Source organism: Acinetobacter amyesii (assembly GCF_002018365.1).
GTDB lineage: Bacteria > Pseudomonadota > Gammaproteobacteria > Pseudomonadales > Moraxellaceae > Acinetobacter > Acinetobacter amyesii.
Map to the genome: position 1 here is coordinate 377,340 of NZ_MVKX01000001.1, position 20,221 is coordinate 397,560.

20 protein-coding genes and 4 tRNA genes are annotated in these 20,221 nt (G+C 40.2%); 10 read left to right on the forward strand and 14 right to left on the reverse strand.

Going from position 1 to position 20,221, the window contains the following annotated elements; genetic code table 11:
• Positions 1-89: 89 nt before the first annotated feature.
• The gene (locus B1202_RS01800) at positions 90-1,334 is read left to right on the forward strand and encodes an MFS transporter (protein ID WP_078188834.1); all 1,245 of its coding nucleotides are present in this window, start codon (positions 90-92) and stop codon (positions 1,332-1,334) included.
• 35 nt (positions 1,335-1,369) lie between these two features.
• Here the strand turns inward: B1202_RS01800 and B1202_RS01805 are convergent, their stop codons facing one another.
• On the reverse strand, positions 1,370-2,002 hold the full coding sequence (locus B1202_RS01805; RefSeq protein WP_078188836.1) for a hypothetical protein: 633 nt from the start codon (positions 2,000-2,002) through the stop codon (positions 1,370-1,372).
• Between the two features lie 108 nt (positions 2,003-2,110).
• Between B1202_RS01805 and B1202_RS01810 the strand changes: the two genes are divergently transcribed.
• Positions 2,111-2,512, forward strand: coding sequence for a DUF3144 domain-containing protein (locus tag B1202_RS01810; protein ID WP_078188837.1), 402 nt, complete (start codon positions 2,111-2,113; stop codon positions 2,510-2,512).
• A 172-nt stretch (positions 2,513-2,684) separates the two neighbouring features.
• Positions 2,685-3,749 carry an amidohydrolase family protein gene (locus B1202_RS01815; RefSeq protein ID WP_078188838.1) on the forward strand — a complete coding sequence of 355 codons (1,065 nt, stop codon included), beginning with the start codon at positions 2,685-2,687 and terminating at the stop codon, positions 3,747-3,749.
• An 81-nt stretch (positions 3,750-3,830) separates the two neighbouring features.
• Here B1202_RS01815 and B1202_RS01820 read toward each other — a convergent pair whose 3' ends face one another.
• Positions 3,831-6,599: a M16 family metallopeptidase gene (locus tag B1202_RS01820; protein ID WP_078188840.1), complete on the reverse strand. Its 2,769-nt coding sequence runs from the start codon at positions 6,597-6,599 to the stop codon at positions 3,831-3,833.
• 149 nt (positions 6,600-6,748) lie between these two features.
• Positions 6,749-7,570, reverse strand: a complete 822-nt coding sequence (locus B1202_RS01825; RefSeq protein WP_078188841.1) for a PhzF family phenazine biosynthesis protein — start codon at positions 7,568-7,570, stop codon at positions 6,749-6,751.
• Between the two features lie 104 nt (positions 7,571-7,674).
• On the opposite strand from B1202_RS01825, the gene B1202_RS01830 reads away from it, so the two are divergent.
• The gene (locus B1202_RS01830) at positions 7,675-8,283 is read left to right on the forward strand and encodes a flavin reductase family protein (protein WP_078188843.1); all 609 of its coding nucleotides are present in this window, start codon (positions 7,675-7,677) and stop codon (positions 8,281-8,283) included.
• Positions 8,284-8,393: 110 nt separating this feature from the next.
• Positions 8,394-9,125: a hydroxyacylglutathione hydrolase gene (gene gloB / locus B1202_RS01835; RefSeq protein WP_078189211.1), complete on the forward strand. Its 732-nt coding sequence runs from the start codon at positions 8,394-8,396 to the stop codon at positions 9,123-9,125.
• 91 nt (positions 9,126-9,216) lie between these two features.
• Here gloB and B1202_RS01840 read toward each other — a convergent pair whose 3' ends face one another.
• Entirely contained in the window at positions 9,217-9,483 is a 267-nt protein-coding gene (locus B1202_RS01840; protein WP_078188844.1) for a hypothetical protein, read from the reverse strand.
• Positions 9,484-9,923: 440 nt separating this feature from the next.
• Between B1202_RS01840 and B1202_RS01845 the strand changes: the two genes are divergently transcribed.
• Entirely contained in the window at positions 9,924-10,127 is a 204-nt protein-coding gene (locus B1202_RS01845; RefSeq protein ID WP_078188846.1) for a hypothetical protein, read from the forward strand.
• A 307-nt stretch (positions 10,128-10,434) separates the two neighbouring features.
• Here B1202_RS01845 and B1202_RS01850 read toward each other — a convergent pair.
• The 6 genes from B1202_RS01850 to B1202_RS01875 all read right to left on the reverse strand — a co-directional run bounded on the left by B1202_RS01850 (position 10,435) and on the right by B1202_RS01875 (position 13,330).
• Positions 10,435-10,519 (reverse strand) — tRNA-Leu (locus tag B1202_RS01850).
• Between the two features lie 73 nt (positions 10,520-10,592).
• Positions 10,593-10,677 (reverse strand) — tRNA-Leu (locus B1202_RS01855).
• 36 nt (positions 10,678-10,713) lie between these two features.
• Positions 10,714-10,787 (reverse strand) — tRNA-Trp (locus B1202_RS01860).
• Positions 10,788-10,824: 37 nt separating this feature from the next.
• Positions 10,825-10,909: transfer RNA gene (locus B1202_RS01865), tRNA-Leu, on the reverse strand.
• Between the two features lie 107 nt (positions 10,910-11,016).
• On the reverse strand, positions 11,017-11,841 hold the full coding sequence (locus B1202_RS01870) for a protein kinase domain-containing protein (RefSeq protein ID WP_143221548.1): 825 nt from the start codon (positions 11,839-11,841) through the stop codon (positions 11,017-11,019).
• On the reverse strand, positions 11,819-13,330 hold the full coding sequence (locus tag B1202_RS01875; protein ID WP_078188849.1) for a DUF3336 domain-containing protein: 1,512 nt from the start codon (positions 13,328-13,330) through the stop codon (positions 11,819-11,821). Before B1202_RS01875 ends, B1202_RS01870 begins: the two co-directional genes overlap by 23 nt.
• Positions 13,331-13,519: 189 nt before the next feature.
• Here B1202_RS01875 and B1202_RS01880 point away from each other — a divergent pair, with 189 nt between their 5' ends.
• A complete protein-coding gene (locus B1202_RS01880; RefSeq protein WP_078188851.1) occupies positions 13,520-14,392 on the forward strand; it encodes an ATP-binding protein in 873 nt (290 codons plus the stop codon).
• A gap of 121 nt (positions 14,393-14,513) precedes the next feature.
• On the opposite strand, the gene B1202_RS01885 is transcribed toward B1202_RS01880, so the two are convergent.
• Positions 14,514-15,980, reverse strand: a complete 1,467-nt coding sequence (locus B1202_RS01885; RefSeq protein WP_078188852.1) for an amidase family protein — start codon at positions 15,978-15,980, stop codon at positions 14,514-14,516.
• A 114-nt stretch (positions 15,981-16,094) separates the two neighbouring features.
• Here B1202_RS01885 and B1202_RS01890 point away from each other — a divergent pair, with 114 nt between their 5' ends.
• Entirely contained in the window at positions 16,095-17,051 is a 957-nt protein-coding gene (locus B1202_RS01890; RefSeq protein ID WP_078188853.1) for an AraC family transcriptional regulator, read from the forward strand.
• 116 nt (positions 17,052-17,167) lie between these two features.
• On the opposite strand, the gene tsaD is transcribed toward B1202_RS01890, so the two are convergent.
• Positions 17,168-18,184, reverse strand: coding sequence for a tRNA (adenosine(37)-N6)-threonylcarbamoyltransferase complex transferase subunit TsaD (gene tsaD / locus B1202_RS01895; protein ID WP_078188855.1), 1,017 nt, complete (start codon positions 18,182-18,184; stop codon positions 17,168-17,170).
• 146 nt (positions 18,185-18,330) lie between these two features.
• Here tsaD and rpsU point away from each other — a divergent pair, with 146 nt between their 5' ends.
• Positions 18,331-18,546: a 30S ribosomal protein S21 gene (rpsU, locus tag B1202_RS01900; protein ID WP_001136722.1), complete on the forward strand. Its 216-nt coding sequence runs from the start codon at positions 18,331-18,333 to the stop codon at positions 18,544-18,546.
• Between the two features lie 39 nt (positions 18,547-18,585).
• Complete coding sequence (locus B1202_RS01905; RefSeq protein WP_078188856.1) at positions 18,586-19,032, forward strand: GatB/YqeY domain-containing protein; 447 nt, start codon at positions 18,586-18,588, stop codon at positions 19,030-19,032.
• A gap of 110 nt (positions 19,033-19,142) precedes the next feature.
• Here B1202_RS01905 and B1202_RS01910 read toward each other — a convergent pair whose 3' ends face one another.
• Together B1202_RS01910 and B1202_RS01915 are read right to left on the reverse strand one after the other, a co-directional pair.
• Positions 19,143-19,703, reverse strand: a complete 561-nt coding sequence (locus B1202_RS01910; RefSeq protein WP_078188857.1) for a GNAT family N-acetyltransferase — start codon at positions 19,701-19,703, stop codon at positions 19,143-19,145.
• A gap of 47 nt (positions 19,704-19,750) precedes the next feature.
• Positions 19,751-20,110, reverse strand: coding sequence for a hypothetical protein (locus B1202_RS01915; RefSeq protein WP_078189212.1), 360 nt, complete (start codon positions 20,108-20,110; stop codon positions 19,751-19,753).
• Positions 20,111-20,221 lie beyond the last annotated feature (111 nt).

Below are 20,221 nucleotides of genomic sequence, written 5' to 3' on the forward strand. Positions count from 1 at the left end.
ACTAATAAAATAATTGACGCTCACAATTTAATCAAATAGTTTATTTTTATAACAGTCACTATTAAATTAAATAATTAAGGTGTAACGCTATGAATACGCATGCTACAGCTTTAAAACCAGATGAACCGTTGACGCAGCAGCCTGATGAATCTTCTCCCAATCAAGGGAATTGGTTTGCAATCCTCACGGTTGCCATTACAGCTTTCGCACTAGTCACCAGTGAGTTTTTACCCATTGGCGTGTTAAATGCCATTGCTCAAGATTTAAAGATTAGTGTAGGTACCGCAGGTTGGGTGATTACCCTCCCTGGCATTATGGGTGCGATCGCAGCGCCCCTGCTTTCTGTTGCTGTGAAGCAACTTGACCGTCGTATCTTACTGATTGCTTTAACCGTGATTATGGTCATTTCTAATTTTATAACTGGCTTCGCAGAAAGCTTTGCGCTGTTGCTGTTTAGCCGTTTTCTACTGGGTATAGCTATCGGTGGATTTTGGGCAACAGCCATAGCCTTAAGTGGACGTGTCGCACCCAGTCATCTCGCCATAGCCAAAGCGACTGCAATCGTCATGGCTGGCGTCACTTTAGCGACGGTTTTAGGTGTTCCACTAGGTACATGGCTAAGTGACTGGTTAGGTTGGCGGAGCGCGTTTCAAATCATTGCAGCGATTGGCATCATCATCTTAGTTTTAGAAATCAAATTTCTCCCAAAACTTCCACCGACATCGGCTATTCGATTTAGTGATTTACCTGCACTGATTCAACATGATAAAGCACGTAAAGGCCTAATTATTATTTTATTAATTGGTTTTGCTCATTTTTCTTCTTATAGTTATCTCGCCCCATTTTTTAAGAATCATGCAGGCTTTGATCCGACCACCATCAGTTCATTATTATTGATCTACGGCATCGCAGGTTTCTTTGGTAATTTATTTGCAGGTTATAGCAGTAACATCAATGTCCGCTATACCCTTGCTTTTGTCGCCTTCAGTTTTATCGTGGTATTTTTTAGCTTCCCACACTTTGCAGTTCACTTATTCGGTGCATATCTTTTAACAGCATTATGGGGTTTCGCCTTTGGGGCATTTCCTACAACGGCCAATATCTGGATGTTTGTACATGCCCCTGAAGCAGTTGAAAAAGGCATGCCGCTGTTTATTGGTATTTTCCAACTCATGATCGCGTGTGGCTCTCTGTTTGGCGGCTATATTGTCGATCATTTTAATGCCAATACCTTATTGTATTCAGTCATGATCTTTGTCGCATTTGCCATAGTGGCTATATTCACTTTAGGGCGTGGCTTAAATAATCCGAAGCTTCCTTGTGCAGCGAACTAAGTCCACGCTCTAAATGATAATGTCAATACATTTGATTAACGATATTTCCCAAAGATTTTCCACGTATTGTTATCTGCTAAAGGGTCGCTATAGCTATCACTACGGGCTTTACGTGGTTTATCACGGGCATCCACCAATTTAAAGTCGTTTTCGACACTGAGTACAATGCCATTCACGTAAAAACGCGTACGGGTGTAATCACTTTGCCCATGTTGAAATACATAGATTCTGAGGTCAATAAATTCACGGTGTGCGACCAAAGCTGCCGTGTCATCGCTATCTAGCCATAGTCGCATCGCTTGAATTTGATCTGCTTCAAACTGCCCACATTTTTCAACTAAGCTAGCAATACCCCTAAAGGTTTTAGATTCTTTCGCACGTGTTTTGTTGATTCGAATACGATCCACATGAAAATAAAAAAGCGGCAGATTCAAATGACTCGGCAAATGGATTGCATCAAGGACTTCATCTTCCATAAAGGGCTGAAATAAGTCTTGAGCACGTTCAATTAAACCTGTCCACTGCGCATAATATTCAGCTACTTCAGACTGTGTACCATAATAAATGGGCAGCCCTTCTACATTGGCTAAGGTTGAGGGCGGCCAAATATTTTGTCGAAGTAATGCAATATCACTTTTCAGAGTTTGCACTGCGATTGCGTCTTGCATGAAGCATTCCATTTTCACTTAGGCTATTTTTTAGATTAAGTCAAAGGTTTAGTTTCTGCAAGGCTTTGCCTATAATACTGCATTAGATTTTTATGCTAGGACACATTCATGGTTCAAAAGATTGAAGCTACTGATGTAACCGAAGAAGAAGCGTTGAATGCAGCTTTCTTTGAACGTGCGGATGAATTTATTAAACAAGCCAATGAATTTTGTCGTGTTGAAAAGGGTTCTCAAGTCAAACCGGCAGAAATGCGCGGTCAAGTGAGCGCTGCCATGTTATTTGGTACCGCTCGTTTTAATACTTGGGTTGCTGCAAATGGCTTCAAAGATGGCAAAGAAATGCGTGATGCCAAAGATCAAGTGATGTCTTATATTCTTCAACAATTTCAAATGATGCTTGAAGATAATTATGATGAATATTGCGAACAGTTTGAAAACTATCTTCGCTTCCGTCATAACGAAGAATTCCATGCAAATAAGCATGATCACGACCACGATCATCAGCATTAATCAAAAGCCCTTCGGGGCTTTTTTTATACAACTTCTCTTTCACAAAGCTTTGATTTAATATTCAGTTATAACGTTGTATTTTCATCATTCAAACTATTTTCAGTGCCTCGCGTATTCGAAAATACAATGAAATACGCAAGAAATGGACATGGTTTTAAGGACAAGGATAGCAATGCAGACGCTCGATTTTGCCATCGTGGATTCACATATACATCAATGGGATCCGTACAATACCCCACATGCCGCCTCACTTGCCGTGAAATTATTGGGTAAACATCCCTACTTGCTCGACAAAATGATGCGCTTAGTTAAGCCGCAAGAGTTAATAGACACTGTTGGCTTAACCAAACATGTCACAACACCGTATTTGCCTGAAAATTATAAGCAAGATGCAGGACATTATTTGGTTGATCAAATCGTACATGTAGAAGCAAGCTGGCATGACAATAAAGGCAAAGGGGTGGTTGGTGAAACCAAGTTTATTGAATCCTTAGACTTTAACGCTCAAAAGATTAAACTTGGTGCCATAGTCGGCACTGCAGACCCATGTGACAGTAGTTTTAAGAAAATTCTTAAAATGCATAAACAAGCTTCCCCACATTTTCGTGGCATACGAAAAATGGCAGCTGTACATGAAGACCCGAAAGTTCATGCATGGACCAATGAACCGCATCTCTATACCAATAAAAAATTTATGAAAGGTTTTGAAGCTCTTGCTCAAATGAACTTAAGTTTTGATGCATGGGTTTATTCAGACCAGATTCGTGATTTAACCGCTTTAGCACGTGCTTTCCCTGAAACATCAATCGTGCTGGATCATTTTGGAACACCTGTGGGTGCCTTTGGCGCTGTTGGCTCACATACAGGCTTAACCCAAACTTCACGTGACAATATCTTGTTTCGTTGGAAAGATGATTTAGCCGAACTGGCAAGTTGCCCAAATGTTTATACCAAAATGTCTGGTTTATTCATGCCGGTGCTGGGTCATCAGTTTCATAAAGAACAACGCCTTGCTTCCAAACAAGAGATTTTCGATTGTGCCTTCCCGCTTATTTCTCATGCTCTACAATGCTTTGGGAAATACCGTGTGATGTTTGGTTCTAACTTCCCGATGGATAGTGTGAGTGCATCCTTGGTGAATATTATTGATGCCTTTTCAGATGCAGTCGCGAGTTATGATCCTGATGCACTGACTTTAGTCTTCCAACAAAATGCCCGTCAGTTCTATCGCCTATAAGTTCGTTTAGATAATCTTGCTATAAATCTATCCATTGCAGCTCAAAAAAAATCCTCCATCTGGAGGATTTTTTTATTCGGTTTATTTTTGAGTAGATTTTGCGGCTTGACCATATTGGTCAGACATCACTTCTACCAAATGTTCAGGTTGAATATATTTTTTGATGACAGCATCAATATCCGCTTTGCTCAAAGCAGCAATGCGTTGATCACGTTTTTCACGATAGTTTAGGTCACGACCTTTTTCTAACTGTGGAATCAACATGCTATGAATGCGACGGTCATCTTCAAGTGCAGTTAAACGCTTTTTCAAAATACTGGCTTTGGCTGCTTCTACTTCCTGTTCCGTCACGCCATTTTTCAATAAGTTTTGCAAAACTTTATGAACAGACTGAGAAACTTGTGCTGATTTACCCGCAGTGTAATTTGCATCAATACTCAGTACACCCGAATTCACCCATTCATCAAAATTAATGTCTGCACTAAAACCATAAACTAGTGCATTCTTTTCACGCAACTCTTGAGCTAGACGTGAAGACAACTGTGAATCACCAAGTATGTGGCGTAATACTTGTAGCGCAGGAGAATCGGTATGCTCCACACCTACAGGTAGAGTCATAATGGCTTGGTAACTACCAAACTCACGCTGTTCAGACAATGCATGCACTTTCTGTGCAGGATATGTCGTAAACGTAGACTCTAAGCGTTGATATGGCTCGCTAGTTTTCCAATCTGCAAATTCTTTTTTCAGAATTTTTTCTATTTGCTTAGTATCAAAATCACCTGTTACCGCAATTTGTGCATGCTGTGTTTTAAAGAATTTTTGATGTAACTGCTCCACTTGATCACGTGTAGCTGACTCAATTTGTTTTTTCGCAAGTTCAGGTTCGAAGTGATAACGAATATCCCCCGGCTGATAGATCTCGACAATACGCGACAAAGTCATTGCTGCAACGGTATCCGGCTCTGTATAAGGTCGATCCAAACTCGACAAACTTTGCGCTTTGATTAAATCAAATTGTGATTGTTCAAAAGCTGGCGCTTTAATAACATCAATGACATATTGCAAAAATTCAGCAAATTTTTCTTTACGAGCAACCACTTGAATCATGAGGCCATTATCATTTGCACTGACCGTTGCACCGCCACCGACATCAATAATTTTATCGGCAATTTGCTGCAAGCTTTGATCTTTAGATGCACGGAACATAAGGTAAGCTGTTAAATCTAGCAACTCCCCTTTATTCATTAAGCTTTGTGCTGTACCAAAATCCAATGCAATCGTGGCATAGGTTTTGTCATCACGGGTTTTAGTTGGAAACAATGCATACTGTATGCCGTTTTTAAATTTAGCGCGCTGAATCTGTTTTTCTTTCTGATTTAAATATTGCTTAGACTCAGCAACATATTGCTTCACTTCAGCACGATAAACACTCGCATCTTTCAATGGCTCTTCTGCAGGCGCTTGCTGATCTAAAGTTTCAGCTGGTTTTGACGCAGCCTGTTGCTGTGCTTTCTTTTGATCTTCAGGTGTCGGTAGAATATTTCCTGTAACGCGGTATTCAGGCTTTAGAAAGTCCTTATACACCTGATTCACGTCGCTTACATTCAGCTTTTGTACTTTTTCTAAGTCTCTGAAATATTGAGACCAGTCCCCGTTATAAGCCACAGTATAAGAACTGAGACGTTCGCCAAGTGCTGTTGCGCTATTTTTGACATTGTCAGCCATATTTCGAGTCAGGCTTTTAACACGGTTCAGCTCGACATCATTAAATGCTTTGTTCTGCTCCACGCCCTGTGCAAGACTGGTTGCCACTTTGTTTGCATCATGACTTGGGCCATATATCGCCCCCATAAATACCAAATTAAAATCTTTATCTAACCATGTGGTGGATTGAACTGCGGTTGCTGTCCCTGTTTCCACCATGCTTTGATACAAATGTCCACTTGGCTGTAAGGTATACAAGGTAGGAGATACCGCCAAAGCAGCTTTAATCGGTTCGACTGCACCATTTAAATAAATATTAAATTTGCCAAAGTCACTGCCCTTATGAACGGTAAATTCGCGTTGCTTTAATTTCGTTCCATCTAATTTAGGGACTTTGGCTTGTTCAGGAATTTGGCGTGCGGCAATTGGGCTAAATTGTTGATCAATTTGTTTTAATACAGCCGCTTTATCAAACTTACCAGAAATCACCATCACTGCATTATTTGGCGCATACCAACGACGATAAAACTGATTTAATTCGTTCATATTGATCGATTGAAGCTCTTTCAAATCACCAATCGGTAAACGACCTAAAGATTGATTACCATAGGCTTCTTTTAATACTTGGTCGATTAACACTGAAAATGGCTGATCTAAACGAATTTCACGTTCACGTTTAACGATATCAATTTCTGTCGGTACAAATTTTTCCTGAAGTACCAATTTATCCATCCGTTCTGCTTCTAAATGCAAAACTTGATCGATCGAACTTTGTTCAGGACGAATCACATTAGTGTATTTCGTTGAATAATAATCCGTACTGGCATTGGTCATCAGCGTGAATTGATCTAAGCGACGTTGAAATTCATCACCTTTGACATTTTCAGTGCCTTTAAAAGCTAAATGTTCAAGCAAATGTGCCAAACCACCTTTGCCCGCAGGGTCATTTAATGAACCCGTGAAATACACCGTATTCATAAACACTTTGCTTTCTTTATCGTTTTGCGCTAAAACCACACGAAAACCGTTGTCTAATTTATATTCTTCAATGGCTTGTTCAGTTTTAACCAATACAGGTTGAGCAAAGAGGCTTGTACTTAAACCTGCAAAAAAAAGTGAAAGCGTTAAATGTTTAATACGCATGTAATTCAAGTGTCCTTTATATTTAGCATCGATCAGCGCAGTGCTGTCGATCAGATTGGTTTTGATTTTATGCTGAGCTTTTCTGGATTAATAGTTACTTTTTATTAAATACATGCTGCAGATTTCGACAGCATGTATTTGATTTATGTTCAGATATAAATCTCAGACTGCATATACAAACACGCATAGCCTGAGATTTCTATACGGTCATTTTCGAGCATTTGACAGTGTAGTTCACCACCACGACTCGATGCTTGATATGCCAAGATCTGACGCTTGTGTAGACGTTCTGCCCAAATTGGCACGATTCCGGTATGAATAGAACCCGTAACAGGATCTTCATTGATGCCATTGCCCGGTGCAAAATAGCGTGAAATACAATCATATTGTTGAGCAGCCGCAGTGATTGCAACATCAGTAATCGTACCCGGCGCTGTAATTGCGGTGCGGATTTTGCCAAGTCGTTTTAAAATTTCAAAATTCGGTTGTTCGTCCAAGACCTGTTGAGCCGTTTCATATTCCATGATATACGCCTGCGCATTCAGATAAACCTGCTTAAAAGGTTGACTCAACCCTAGACGTAGCTCTTCAGGATATTCGCTCACGACCTGTGCCCGACGCACAGGGAAATTCATCAGAATTTTTCCATCTTCAGCTTTATTTACACTAAAAATACCGAGATTTTTGACATGAAATTGGATGTTTTTTTCTGCAGTATAAAACTCAAAAAGCACATAACTACTGGCCAATGTCGCATGTCCACAAAAATCCACTTCAGTGGTCGGCGTAAACCAACGAATTTCATAATTGCTGCTGTCGATTTTTTTCACAAATGCAGTTTCAGATAGATTATTTTCCAAAGCAATCTGTTGCATCAAGTGTTCATCTAACCATTCATCCAACACCAAAACCGCCGCTGGGTTGCCTTTAAATAACACTTGGGTAAATGCGTCAACTTGATACATTTTCATTGATAGAACTCCTGATTTAGTGATTTATATTAAAGGCTTTTGAAAATATTTCATGCGTTATATGCTATGTAGCAACACTTTTTAATAAAACATCTAAGTTTTAGATGAACTTAAATATAGGTACAATTTTGAAAACGCATATTCACCCTGTTCCTTTAGAAAAATCATACCGACTTTTAAATCATGGGCCGACTGTGCTCGTCTCTGCTCAGGATCAAACCCATACTGGTGTGATGACTGCAGCATGGGCATGCGCATTAGAGTTCAATCCTGCAAAAGTGACAGTAGTACTGGATAAATCAACTAAAACACGAGAGATTATTGAAAATTCAGGCTATTTCGCCTTACAAGTACCGACACTGAAACAACTCAAACTGGTCTATGCACTTGGCATGATGAGCCAACGTGATGCGCCAGAAAAATTACGCCAATGTGGCGTGGAATTATTTCAATTTAATCACTCAGATATTCCTGTAGTTGAAGGTTGTGCTGCTTGGCTACTGTGTAAACTTATTCCTGAGCCGCACAATCAACAAGCGCACGATCTGTTTATTGGCGAAGTCATTGCTGCCTATGCAGACGACCGCGTCTTCCGTAACGGACATTGGTATTATCATGAAGTAGAAGATGAATGGAAAAGCCTACACCATGTTGCTGGCGGGCACTTTTATACCATTGGTAATCCTGTATCTGTAGACGAGACACCAGACTAAAATAGCGCTGTGAGCTCTGTCGTTTATTTAGGGTTGAAAATGGATATTCATCCATTTTGAGCATTTTCATGTTAACTTTAACTTAATTTAAAAATATTGAAAGAATGGATATGACGTTTAAAATACATACATTGGATGTCAAAAATTCACTGCAAAATTATATTTGGCTGCTTGAACACACCGAAAGCCATGATGTCATTGCAGTAGATCCTACTGAAGCTGCCTTGGTCGAGCGCTATTGTCAGGAACATCAGCTTAATCTTACGCAAATTTGGCTAACGCATTGGCATAAAGATCACGTCGGCGGCGTACCGGAACTTATTCAAGATAAAAACATTGCCGTTTACGGCCCTCGTGCAGAATTAAGCCGTATTCCATGGGTGAATTATCCTCTCGATCATAATGACCGTTTTGAATTTCATGGGCTTGAAGTTGAAATAACAGCAACGCCCGGCCACACCCTCGGTCATATCGTATATTTTATAGATGACATTCATACACTTTTCTGTGGCGACGTATTATTTGCTATGGGCTGTGGACGTGTATTTGAAGGCACCTTTCAACAAATGTACGATTCCTTGAACCGTATAGCCGCATTCCCTGCTGAAACTCAAGTGTATTGTACTCACGAGTACACACTGTCAAATGCACAGTTTGCGCGGCATGTTGAACCTGACAACCTTGCCATACAACAGCGTTTTGATGAGGTTGAATCCCTACGCATGCTTGGACAATGTACTTTGCCAAGCAGCATTGAAATAGAACTAGAAACCAATCCATTTTTACGTGCAGAAAGTGTTGAAGCGTTTCAGCGCTTAAGAGAACTCAAAGACAATTTTTAATTGGATGGCGAGGTATAAGCATTTTAGATTTCATCACAAATAAACTGTTTTATTTGTGATGAATATTTCGGGCTGATTTATCATTTTATATTTATAAAATTTGATTGGTGGCAGCAAATTCGTCTAATTCAGCTTGAGTCACAACTCGAACCGCTTGCATTTCATCGATACGTACCATCAATAAGCCACCTAATGCAGGCTGATAACGTCGCGCACTGCCAAAAGGCGTATATGCCACTTTGGATTGCTCCGAAAAGACCAACCAATCTTCATGTCCAAGCATCACCGCAATGGGCGTCTGCCCCGCTTGCTGCATCTGTTCAATTTTTGCTTTGACATCGTGCTCAATGTTTTGCATGCGTTCAATCTATTTATATCGATGGGACATAGTATAAAAGCATTTCGACAAATCTTGATGTGAAATAGCTTTGCATGCTCACTTATCGAGTTAATTTGGCTGTGAACAAGTCTTTATTTGCAATCAATACTGCACACCTAATCCACTATACTTTCTAAGTTATGTCATCACTTATTTTGCACACAGCTTCTCTATACGCATAGGACAGATTTTAAGCCAGCAGTTAAAACCCAAATTTTTAAAATACGTTATATTTACTTACATTAAGTTTAGATTGTTATAAAACAGCAAGTTAAATGAATTTATACAGTTTACAAGCCGATAATCTGTTTATTTATCCATCAAAATTTCATATTTTAAATAAAAGTTTTCCATTTCCCCTTTAAAAAATATTTTGACACCCCTATTTAATATTTTAATGATTGATAAGGAGTTCGCTCGTGAAAAAAGTGGTTAAAGCAAAAAATTTAGTTGCCTTCCGTCTTTGGTTAGAAAAGTTAGGATATTCTGTTCGCACACTGGCAGATAATCGTGGATTTACATTCAGTTTTAAAAAAGAATATGGTCTAGTGACTGTAGATTTGTCTGGTAATGCTTTGGCCATGCAGCTCGGTGAAGAGTTTGAAGATCATTTAAAGGCATAATCTTCTCTATAATTTATTCGAACGATTTGAAATAAATGATTTAATTCTATTGATTCGAATCCGCATTTCAAAATTTGCCCGTATATTCGGGCTTTTTTTCACCTTTGTTTTACTGACTCATTTTTAACGAGATAAATTTCAGACAATAAAAAAGCAAGATTAGACATCTTGCTGTATCTCTTGGTTCATCATCTTTAATAAGATTTATTTCATTAGATTATGTTTTCATAAAAAACCACGTTTGAGACACTGATTTTTTCGAATTTCAAAAACAAAAAAGCAAGGTATAAAACCTTGCTTAATCTGATGGTGGGGACGGAGAGACTCGAACTCTCACACCTCGCGGCGCTGGAACCTAAATCCAGTGCGTCTACCAATTTCGCCACGTCCCCAACTCGGGTGCTGACAATGTCAGACTTTAATTTGTTTTAAAAACCTGTTTATTTGGCAACTTAATAAATTAAGTGGTGGGGACGGAGAGACTCGAACTCTCACACCTCGCGGCGCTGGAACCTAAATCCAGTGCGTCTACCAATTTCGCCACGTCCCCAACAGGGTTGCTGACAATGTCAGACTTTTTAAAACTTGGCAGAGGATCAAGGATTCGAACCTTGACGAACGGTTTTGGAGACCGTCATGCTACCATTACACCAATCCTCTGTGACCTTCATTACCAAACTCATGTTTAGTAATTCAGTGGTGGGGACGGAGAGACTCGAACTCTCACACCTCGCGGCGCTGGAACCTAAATCCAGTGCGTCTACCAATTTCGCCACGTCCCCGATGGCTGTGTATATTATAGAGATCACCCCTACATGACAAGCCTTTTTTATAAAAAAGCATCTTGTTTGTTTAAATAAAAAACAATAGTGCTTTTTTTGTATTTTTCTTAAGCAAATTCAGCAACTAAGTCGCTTTTTAAGCGATAAAAATCCACCAATCTGTCATTTTTTTGCTTCATCAACATGTGTTGCATTAGCTGAGTAAACCCTTGATATTGCATTGGCAGATCAAGCTTTAAGCGTTGGCAATGTAAATAGGCCCAATCTTGATAGTTTTTCGCCTCTAAACGCTGTGATGTCATCCATTCCAAGAAAATAATCCCCAAAGCGTAGATATCACTGTGCAAAGATTTTGCTTGTCCATGGAAAAGTTCTGGAGCCATATAACGTGGTGTCGCAGTTAAGGCATCTAACTGATCAAATTCTAAAGGTAGCGCTTGCTCAAAATCGATGAGTCTGCACTGCCCTTGCCAACTCACAAAATGCTCTTGTTTTAAATCTGCATGTATCCAACCGTGCAGGCTTAATCGTTCAACCACATCGAGTGCTTGCCATAGCACTTGCCTCACCTGTTCGATGCTCAAACTCGATGCAGGCTGTACGAACCAAGGCTCAGCATTCGGCAATATTAATAGTTGGTCAATAGACTCTTGCTGAATACTGAGATGCGACTGTTTTATCATTTGAAAAGGTAGCGTGATGCTGTTTTGTGTAGACGCTTGATTGAATAGCTGGTACAGCTCAATTTCTCGACCAAAACTGGCTGCATGTTCAGGGCTGCTGTCACTGACTTGCGCCTTGAGCCAATACCATTGTTGGTTGAATTGAAATTGATATAGACGTCGGCCAAAAACCAAACTTTTAGATTTGGTTTTTGGCTCATAAATGATTTGCGTTAAATCCGTGGATTTAAACTGCAATAAACTCTGCATGTCGTTGACTGGGTTCATTTTGATAATTTAATAATTCCAAACAATGCTGAATGGTCTTACCGATGCGGGCTTGCGTTTCGATTAATGAAATCTTCGGCCATGTGGCTCTTTCACCTTCACGTTGCAATACCTTAAACAGATAAGGTCGAGGATTTTGCAACATATAACTATAGTGTCTTAAGCCATATTTCCCCACAATATTGACATCACCATAGTAACGCTGATCCACCACGCCATAACCATGATCAAGCAAACGTCTTACCGGTGGAATACTTCCTGCACGCTCACGGGCAAAATCCATCACCCCTTTACTAATCACCTTACCTTGACGACGAACGATCCGCTCAGGCCAACTCAACATACTCTTACGGAAGCGTGAAGCATCATCCTGCATAAACGGCACAATATGCGGATTGACCTGACTGGCGATACTGTAATTAATATTATATAAACGCGCCATTTTCTCCTGTGGGAAATCACTGCGCACACTACCATCCACCCAACGCGTTGCCGACATATATGGCGTAAATTGCCCGTCATAACGCTTACTGGTCAGTCGTACCGGTGGAAATAGAATGGGCACTGCACATGATGCCAGTACCGCACTCCATACCAACAAATCTGGTGATGTATAGGCATTCATAATTCGTGCATCTTGTGATGCATCATAAGGCGCAACTGCTACATTGATATGCAGACCAGATTGCTTATAAGCTTCGGCAAAAGTTAAGTCACCTAAGTTTTCAACCAAAAACTTTTTCAGATATTTTACATCTGCCAAACCGCCATTGCCCTGCACTAACTCAGTCAATTTACGAAAGTGAAATGCCTCACTAAAGAAGTTTTGTCCGTTTAATAAATTGGTAAATTCTGACGGTTTAGATACACCCAACATCCCGGTCATAATTGCGCCAGCACTGGAACCTGACAGAACTTTTGGCATGAGATCTTGTTCCATCAGCGCTTTACACACACCGGTATGAAACAAACCTAAAGTTGAACCGCCTGAAAACATCAAAACAGGTTGACCATAGGCTTTTTGGCTTTGTTCAAAGAATTCAATTTTTTGTGCAGCATTGAGACAAACGCATTCTTCGGATGCAATAAATGCCAAACTTTGACTCACCTCATCAACATAGTCTTCAATAATTTTTTTAGTGCCGACATAGGCTTCTGTAAACAGTAAAGGATGGGCAATGTTACCCACATCATAAGTTAAACCTTCACTTAAAATGTACATCAAATCTCGGGTACGTTTCTGAGCACGATATCGTCTCAGTAACCCTAAACGATGAGTAATAATTTCTGCATCAAAATACGGTGAACTATTATCGAGTTTCCATTCTTGCGCACCCGATTCTTCATCTATTTTAAGTGCGATATCTTTCCATTCTTCATAACATTCAGCACGGTCGAGCTGACGCTTTAATTTTTTGATCCGATATGCCTGATGTGGATTAATACTTTTTGAAAACTCTGTAAACAACATGACTATCCCTCAGCACATTTTAAACTGTTCACTCGGCTAGATTTATAACAACTTTTGGGTTGTTCGAATAGCGCAGATCTGCCAGAACAATCATTTAACTTTGACATATTTCAGCAATTATAACTGCATTATTGATGTACACTGCTGTCATATACTAACCAACAACAAGACACGACAAGCTGACTTATCATGGCTACAATTGATTTACCTGACAACATCCTTCAATCGCTATCTACTGTACTCTTACAACTACAGCACAGTTTGCCTGAGCTTAAACAATCACCCGATTTTTCGAGTATTGCGTTTAAATGGCAAGATAAGCAGCTTAAAACCATTCAACAACCCAAAGTCATGTATTTAGAAGACTTAAAAGGAATTGAACGTCAAAAAGAAAAAGTGATTCAAAACACTTTACAATTTTTAAAAGGCTTACCTGCTAATGATGTTTTACTCACTGGCTCTCGTGGTACAGGTAAATCATCCATCGTCCGTGCTCTGCTCACCCATTATGCAGACCAAGGTTTACGATTAATTGAAATTGAGCGCGATGATTTATCTGATTTGCCAGAAATCCAAAAGTTAATTGAAAATCGGCCTGAAAAATTTATCGTGTATTGTGATGATTTGGCATTCAATGCTGAAGATGAAAACTATCGCAGTTTAAAAAGTGTTTTGGACGGTTCATTACAATCAGGTTCAAGTAATTTTATTATTTATGCTACCAGTAACCGTCGTCATTTATTGCCTGAATTCATGCATGAAAATACACCTGTAACTAAGGTAGATGTTCCTCAATATACTGAGCTCCATCCACAAGAAGCGATCGAAGAAAAAATATCTCTTTCTGACCGCTTTGGGATGTGGCTATCGTTTTACCCAATGGATCAAAATTTATATTTAGAAATCGTTGAACACTATTTGGCTAAAGCTGCAATGCCTTGGACAGATGAAGCGCGTGCTGAAGCACTGCGTTGGTGTCAAGGTCGCGGGCAACGTTCAGGGCGTGCTGCTTATCAGTTTTCAAAGCATTGGATTGGGTCGCAGCGGCTGCAGCACCTATAAGGGTACGCTTTTGACACTTATATGACGCGCAAGATGCGGTACAAGAATCAATCTGCGTTTAACAATTCAATATTTTTATCTGTAACGCCCTGACATCATTTTCAGGGCTTTACTTTTGCGCTTAAACTTCAGGAGGCTGAAATCCCCCTGACAGTTCTGCCAGCAATGATGCGAATTGAATGGTGACTTTATCTGCATAAGGCTTAGAAATAATCTGAATATTTACAGGAAGATTATCTTCAGATAAGCCTATTGGTGCACAAGTTGCTGGTAAACCCAAAACCGTCGCAGGCGCGATCCATTTAAATAAATCCAAATAAAATCGTTTTTGCCCATCCACATTCAAGCTGCGCATCACCATCGGTTCCTGATGATTGTGTTCAAAGGCTAAAGTAAAAATCGGCGGGCACAGAATCACATCATAGTCAGCAAAGATTTTTAAACATTCCTGCTTGAGATGCAGCGCCCGCTCATGTTCAGCAGCCCATTCAGCATGCGATAAATTGGCGCCGCGGGCATATGCATATAATTGCGCAGGCATTTTTACTTTCCCTTGCAGCAATTTGGTCCAAGGCGACAGCCATGACAAAGACATTTTCTGCAATTTTGAATCAGCAATCATCATCTGACTGACCAGCTTAGAGCTGTAACTTGCATATATCTCATCAAAATCCCAGCCCTGAGGACGGCCTGTATCGACCTGAATATTGGCTTGTTTTAACTTTAACAGCAGTTCTTCATACTTTTTCTTCATCCTTGAGTCAATTGGACAGGCGTCGTCGTCTAGCCAAAACAGAACTTTAAATTCCTCAAGGCTTTGTTTCCCGCAGTCTTTTAACTGAAAATCCCGAAACTCTTGAGCATCCGGCTGAACCAAAATATCCAGCATTAATTTTAAATCCCGCGCTGAACGCGCCATCGGCCCGATCACAGCCAAATCCGGCTCACTCAGCTCATCTGTTGTATTTAGAATATGCCCATTAAAACTGACCAAGCCGTATGTAGTTTTATGTCCATATACACCGCAAAAATGCGCAGGTGTTCGAATCGATCCACCTATATCACTGCCCAACTCCAATGCGCTAAAGCCCATAGCCAGTGAAGCCGCCGCTCCGCCCGATGAACCGCCGGCAGTTAAACTGACATTCCAGGGATTATTGCACGTCCCATAAATCTGGTTATAGGTTTGAATATCTGCACACTTCAAGGGCACATTGGTTTTGGCGAATGCGATCGCGCCGGCATTTAATAATTTCTGCACCGCCGCAGCATGCTCTGAAGGCATATAGTCTCGAAATAGCGGATTGCCGTCTGTACATGGCATGCCCCGGACCTTAAATGCATCTTTAATGGTCATTGGAAGCCCATGCAGCGCACCTAAGGAATGCTGTTCTCTGACTGCCAAATCCGCCTGATCTGCAGATTTTCGCGCCTGCTCAAAATCAAACGCCACGCAGCTGTTGATATCAGGGTTATATTGTTCAATGCGCTGAATTTGCGCCTCCAGCAAATCACGGCTGCTGCACTCTCCTTGCGCTATCGCCTGAACCAATGCTGTTGCATCTTGATAAATCCATTTATTCTGCATGATGTTCTCCTTGAATGACCTGTGTTGATTTTGTGCGAAGTCAGTGCCATAGTGAAGATCAGCAATAGACAGATCATCTGTCATTTTCGGACATAAAAATAAAAAGGACGGTGTATGTTTTTACCATCTGTATTGGTTGAAACTTACTTAGATTATGCGCAGCAACATGGCGTGCATCTTGATGATTCAAGCATTGGCTTTCACCCTTTTGACAATGTCAGCCGGATCGATTTAATTCAGTATCTCAAGTTAATCGACACCATTCGGACACAATTGCCCGAGCATGATATTGGTGCGGATATTGGCTGGCGCTTCAGCCCGCAAGTATTTGACCCCTTGGGCACAGCCATTGTTTCAGCGCCAAATGTACAGAGCGCTTTAGAGACAGCTCACAGGTTTTGGGATCTGTTCGGCTTGGGCCTAGCGCTCAGCGTGCATGAACATTCAGATAATATTGAACTGGAAATTCAGTCGGTTTTTTGCATTGAACAAGCTTTGCAGCGCATCATTTTAAAATCCGCTGTCATTTGCCTATATAAAATACTGGTTCAATTGCTGCCGTATCATCAGGCAGACTTTATCTTGTCTTTTAAAGATCCCCTGCAAACCGCGGATTTTTTAAACCGCAGAATCCAAATTCAGATGAATGCTGAGCGATGGCAAATTTCATTTCCGAAAGCCTTAATGCATGAAGTGAATTTCTGCGCCAATGCGCTGCGCTTTGATCAAGCGATTGCGGAGTGCGAATCCAGTTTAAAGCTTTCACAAGCCGCTGATCTGCATTATTCACTGCATGAAACACTGAGCACTCTTGCTTCACAGCAGATGGTCTCAACTAAAACCATTTACCGCCGGATGCAGCAGAAAGGGCAAAATTTTCAGCAATTAAAACAGCGTAAGAAATATGCGGCTGCATTAAATCTGCTGAATAATCCTGAGATATCTATTGAGCAGATTGCAGAACAGCTAGGCTATACCAACCCCTCAAATTTCAGCCGCGCTTTCAATCGCTGGGCCAATATGTCACCGAGTCAATTCAGAGCAAAAAGTTTTAAGCCTGAAGAGTCTTAAACTGGCCGATTGCCACATAAGGCTAAGCATATAAAATAAGCTTTGCAGCTGCCATATCAGGAAAAAAATCCCGGCTTTAGGCCGGGATTTTTTTACAGTTCAGCTGAACACGATTTTTACGCTTCGTTTGGATTACTCAATTCCGTCATCGGCCAACGCGGTGTAGTTGTAACAGACAAACCATCATGCTGACCCGCTTTAAGACGCTGATAACCAGCAAATGCAATCATTGCGCCATTATCTGTACACAGTGCAGGTTCTGCATAAAACACATTTGCACGGATTTTTGCCAAATCAGCCTCTAAGCGCTCACGTAAACGCTTGTTTGCACTTACACCGCCGGCAATAACTAAACGTTTTAAACCAGTTTGTTTTAAGGCTTTGACTGATTTTTTCACCAATGTATCAACCAACGCTTCTTGGAAAGATGCAGCGATATCAGCCTCACGACCTTCGCCTTCAACTTTTTTCAATTGAACTGAAACGGCAGTTTTTAAACCACTAAATGAAAAATCTAAACCTTGGTGTAACATTGGACGTGGAAATTCAAAGGCATTGATGTCGCCATTCATCGCCAATTTCGAAATATTTGGACCACCTGGGTATGGTAGACCCATCATTTTAGCGACTTTATCGAATGCCTCACCCGCTGCATCATCAATCGACTCACCCAATAATTCATATTGACCGATTCCATAAGCAGCCATCAATTGAGTGTGTCCACCAGAGACTAAAAGTGCCACAAATGGAAATTCTGGTGGAGTTTTAGACAACAAAGGCGCCAACATATGACCTTCCATATGATGCACACCAATTGCAGGTTTATTCAATGCAAATGCCAATGTACGACCGAACAATGCGCCAGTCATTAAGGCACCCATCAAGCCTGGTCCGCGAGTATATGCAATTGCATCAATTTCAGATTTATCCATCTGACTTTCTTCAAGCAATTGTTTTATTAAAGGAATTAACTTACGCACATGGTCACGTGAAGCTAATTCAGGTACCACACCACCATATTCTGCATGCAGTTTGATTTGGCTATACAATACTTGTCCGCGTAATCCTTGCTCACTATCGTAGAGTGCGAGTCCTGTTTCATCACACGAAGTTTCCAAGCCTAAAACGATCATTAAACTGCCTTTTGCCCATTTCAAAATATTGCGAAACCTATTATAGACTTGTGATATGAGATGTAAATGAGTAAAATACTGACCTTCACTTGTGATCAAGGGTAATTCGACCCTAGATCTTATCCATAACTTAATGAGGATTCTTCATGCCACAAGTTAAATTGAAAGAAGGCGAACCAGTAGACGTAGCTATCCGTCGTTTCAAACGTTCATGCGAAAAAGCAGGTGTTCTTGCTGACGTTCGTAAACGTGAATTCTACGAAAAACCAACTCAAGAACGTAAACGTAAAAAAGCTGCTGCTGTTAAACGCTACCAAAAGAAATTGGCTCGCGAATCAGTACGTACTACTCGCCTTTACTAAGATTAATTTGTGATTGATTGACTAACCTGGACAAGATAAATGACTACTTTAAAAAACCAAATAACTGAAGTTTTGAAAGCAACAATGCGTGCTAAAGAAATGGATAAGTTAACGGTAATACGTAGTCTACAGGCAGCAATCAAGCAAATCGAAGTCGATGAGCGCATAGAGCTTGACGATAAGCAAGTTCTTGCGGTCATTGAAAAGCAAATCAAACAACGCAAAGAATCGGTTAAAGCCTTTTTAGGTGCAAACCGAGATGATTTAGCTAGTAAGGAACAAGCCGAGATTGAGGTGTTATCTCAATTTCTACCAGAAGCTATGACTGAGGAAGAACTTGATTCCATCATTGCGCAAACAATTACTGCGCAAGAAGCTACTAGCATGAAAGATATGGGTAAGGTGATGAACTCTCTACGTCCGCTCATAGCCGGACGTGCCGATCCTGCACAAGTTTCAGCTAAAATTAAAGCGAAACTCTCTTAATCTTTCATCTATATTGTTTGATTTGGTCTATTTAAGTACGCTGATGACTTAAATAGCCAAATTATCCAAATTCAAAAATAATTCAAATACATACATCATTTATTTTTTCTCTATTTTTTTACGATTTCATACTTACAAATATCTCGCCAACTTCCATCTACTGGATTTTGAATTGCAGCTTCATCGATTTCAATCAATTTAAAATTTGCTCGTTCACATAGACGTCGCGCTCGCTTGTTTTCCACATCTACAAAAGCGTTTAATTGCTGAAATCCTAGATCATTCAACAATTGATCCACAAATAATCGCAAAGCTTCTATCATAAAACCCTGCCCTTTAAATTCAACATTTCCCCAAAATCCAACAGCAGCTTGGTTTTCCATCCAATTGATTTGATGAATATCCATGACACCTAAAAAGTTATGCGACTGTTGCTCACGAATCACATAAACAAAATTTTCCTGATTTAACGCAGCCAACACTCTCGAATCACAAAATGCCAATGAAGCATCTAAATTAGGTTCTTGTAAGGACCAAGCCAAACTTGCAGGAAACATTCGTAAGGTTTCTATACTTTGACAAATCGCCTCATAAAGTGCTTTTGCATCATGACGCTGAATCAACTGAAGCGTGATTCTGCCATGAGTCATATCAAAATCATTGAGTTTCATTTTTATTCAGTTTCTCGTGATGATTTAAAATGCTTATAAATTTATTTTTAATTTAGGGCACATTGCACATTATATTTTTTTAATAATTGCATCTCTCTAGAAGCAGTCACTTGCTGAATCACATCCTGCTTATTCATATTACGGTACTCACGATCTAAAAATGCACGATTTTCGTCTGCCGCACGATAAAGATCATTTACATAAGTCTGAACAATACCGCAGTATTTCACTTGCTGGTCTGCTTTAAATCCCTGTTGCTGTGGATCTAACTGACTAAAAAATTGTCGTACATCGGTTTTATATTTTTCGTTAATATCATTCACAGCGATCACATATTGCTCTGCGCTCGCTGCTGCAATATTCGTTGCTAATCCCAACAGACAGGCCGCCAAAATCATATTTTTCATTTGTAAGTTCTTAATCATAAACATTTTACATCCAGCTAGTTTACACTGATTAATCCAAGCCACTAAAACTACAATTTGCACTTTATAATCGACATAGATAAGTGCATCACA

Coding starts and splice junctions, on each gene's coding strand:
- B1202_RS01830 (WP_078188843.1), top strand. CDS start 7,675: ATGAACTTAAATATAGGTACAATTTTGAAAACGCATATTCACCCTGTT.
- B1202_RS01885 (WP_078188852.1), bottom strand. CDS start 15,980: ATGCAGAATAAATGGATTTATCAAGATGCAACAGCATTGGTTCAGGCG.
- B1202_RS01905 (WP_078188856.1), top strand. CDS start 18,586: ATGACTACTTTAAAAAACCAAATAACTGAAGTTTTGAAAGCAACAATG.
- B1202_RS01825 (WP_078188841.1), bottom strand. CDS start 7,570: ATGAAAATGTATCAAGTTGACGCATTTACCCAAGTGTTATTTAAAGGC.
- B1202_RS01870 (WP_143221548.1), bottom strand. CDS start 11,841: ATGCAGAGTTTATTGCAGTTTAAATCCACGGATTTAACGCAAATCATT.
- B1202_RS01915 (WP_078189212.1), bottom strand. CDS start 20,110: ATGAAAAATATGATTTTGGCGGCCTGTCTGTTGGGATTAGCAACGAAT.
- tsaD (WP_078188855.1), bottom strand. CDS start 18,184: ATGATCGTTTTAGGCTTGGAAACTTCGTGTGATGAAACAGGACTCGCA.
- B1202_RS01840 (WP_078188844.1), bottom strand. CDS start 9,483: ATGCAAAACATTGAGCACGATGTCAAAGCAAAAATTGAACAGATGCAG.
- B1202_RS01810 (WP_078188837.1), top strand. CDS start 2,111: ATGGTTCAAAAGATTGAAGCTACTGATGTAACCGAAGAAGAAGCGTTG.
- B1202_RS01805 (WP_078188836.1), bottom strand. CDS start 2,002: ATGCAAGACGCAATCGCAGTGCAAACTCTGAAAAGTGATATTGCATTA.
- gloB (WP_078189211.1), top strand. CDS start 8,394: ATGACGTTTAAAATACATACATTGGATGTCAAAAATTCACTGCAAAAT.
- B1202_RS01875 (WP_078188849.1), bottom strand. CDS start 13,330: ATGTTGTTTACAGAGTTTTCAAAAAGTATTAATCCACATCAGGCATAT.
- B1202_RS01880 (WP_078188851.1), top strand. CDS start 13,520: ATGGCTACAATTGATTTACCTGACAACATCCTTCAATCGCTATCTACT.
- rpsU (WP_001136722.1), top strand. CDS start 18,331: ATGCCACAAGTTAAATTGAAAGAAGGCGAACCAGTAGACGTAGCTATC.
- B1202_RS01800 (WP_078188834.1), top strand. CDS start 90: ATGAATACGCATGCTACAGCTTTAAAACCAGATGAACCGTTGACGCAG.
- B1202_RS01910 (WP_078188857.1), bottom strand. CDS start 19,703: ATGAAACTCAATGATTTTGATATGACTCATGGCAGAATCACGCTTCAG.
- B1202_RS01820 (WP_078188840.1), bottom strand. CDS start 6,599: ATGCGTATTAAACATTTAACGCTTTCACTTTTTTTTGCAGGTTTAAGT.
- B1202_RS01815 (WP_078188838.1), top strand. CDS start 2,685: ATGCAGACGCTCGATTTTGCCATCGTGGATTCACATATACATCAATGG.
- B1202_RS01890 (WP_078188853.1), top strand. CDS start 16,095: ATGTTTTTACCATCTGTATTGGTTGAAACTTACTTAGATTATGCGCAG.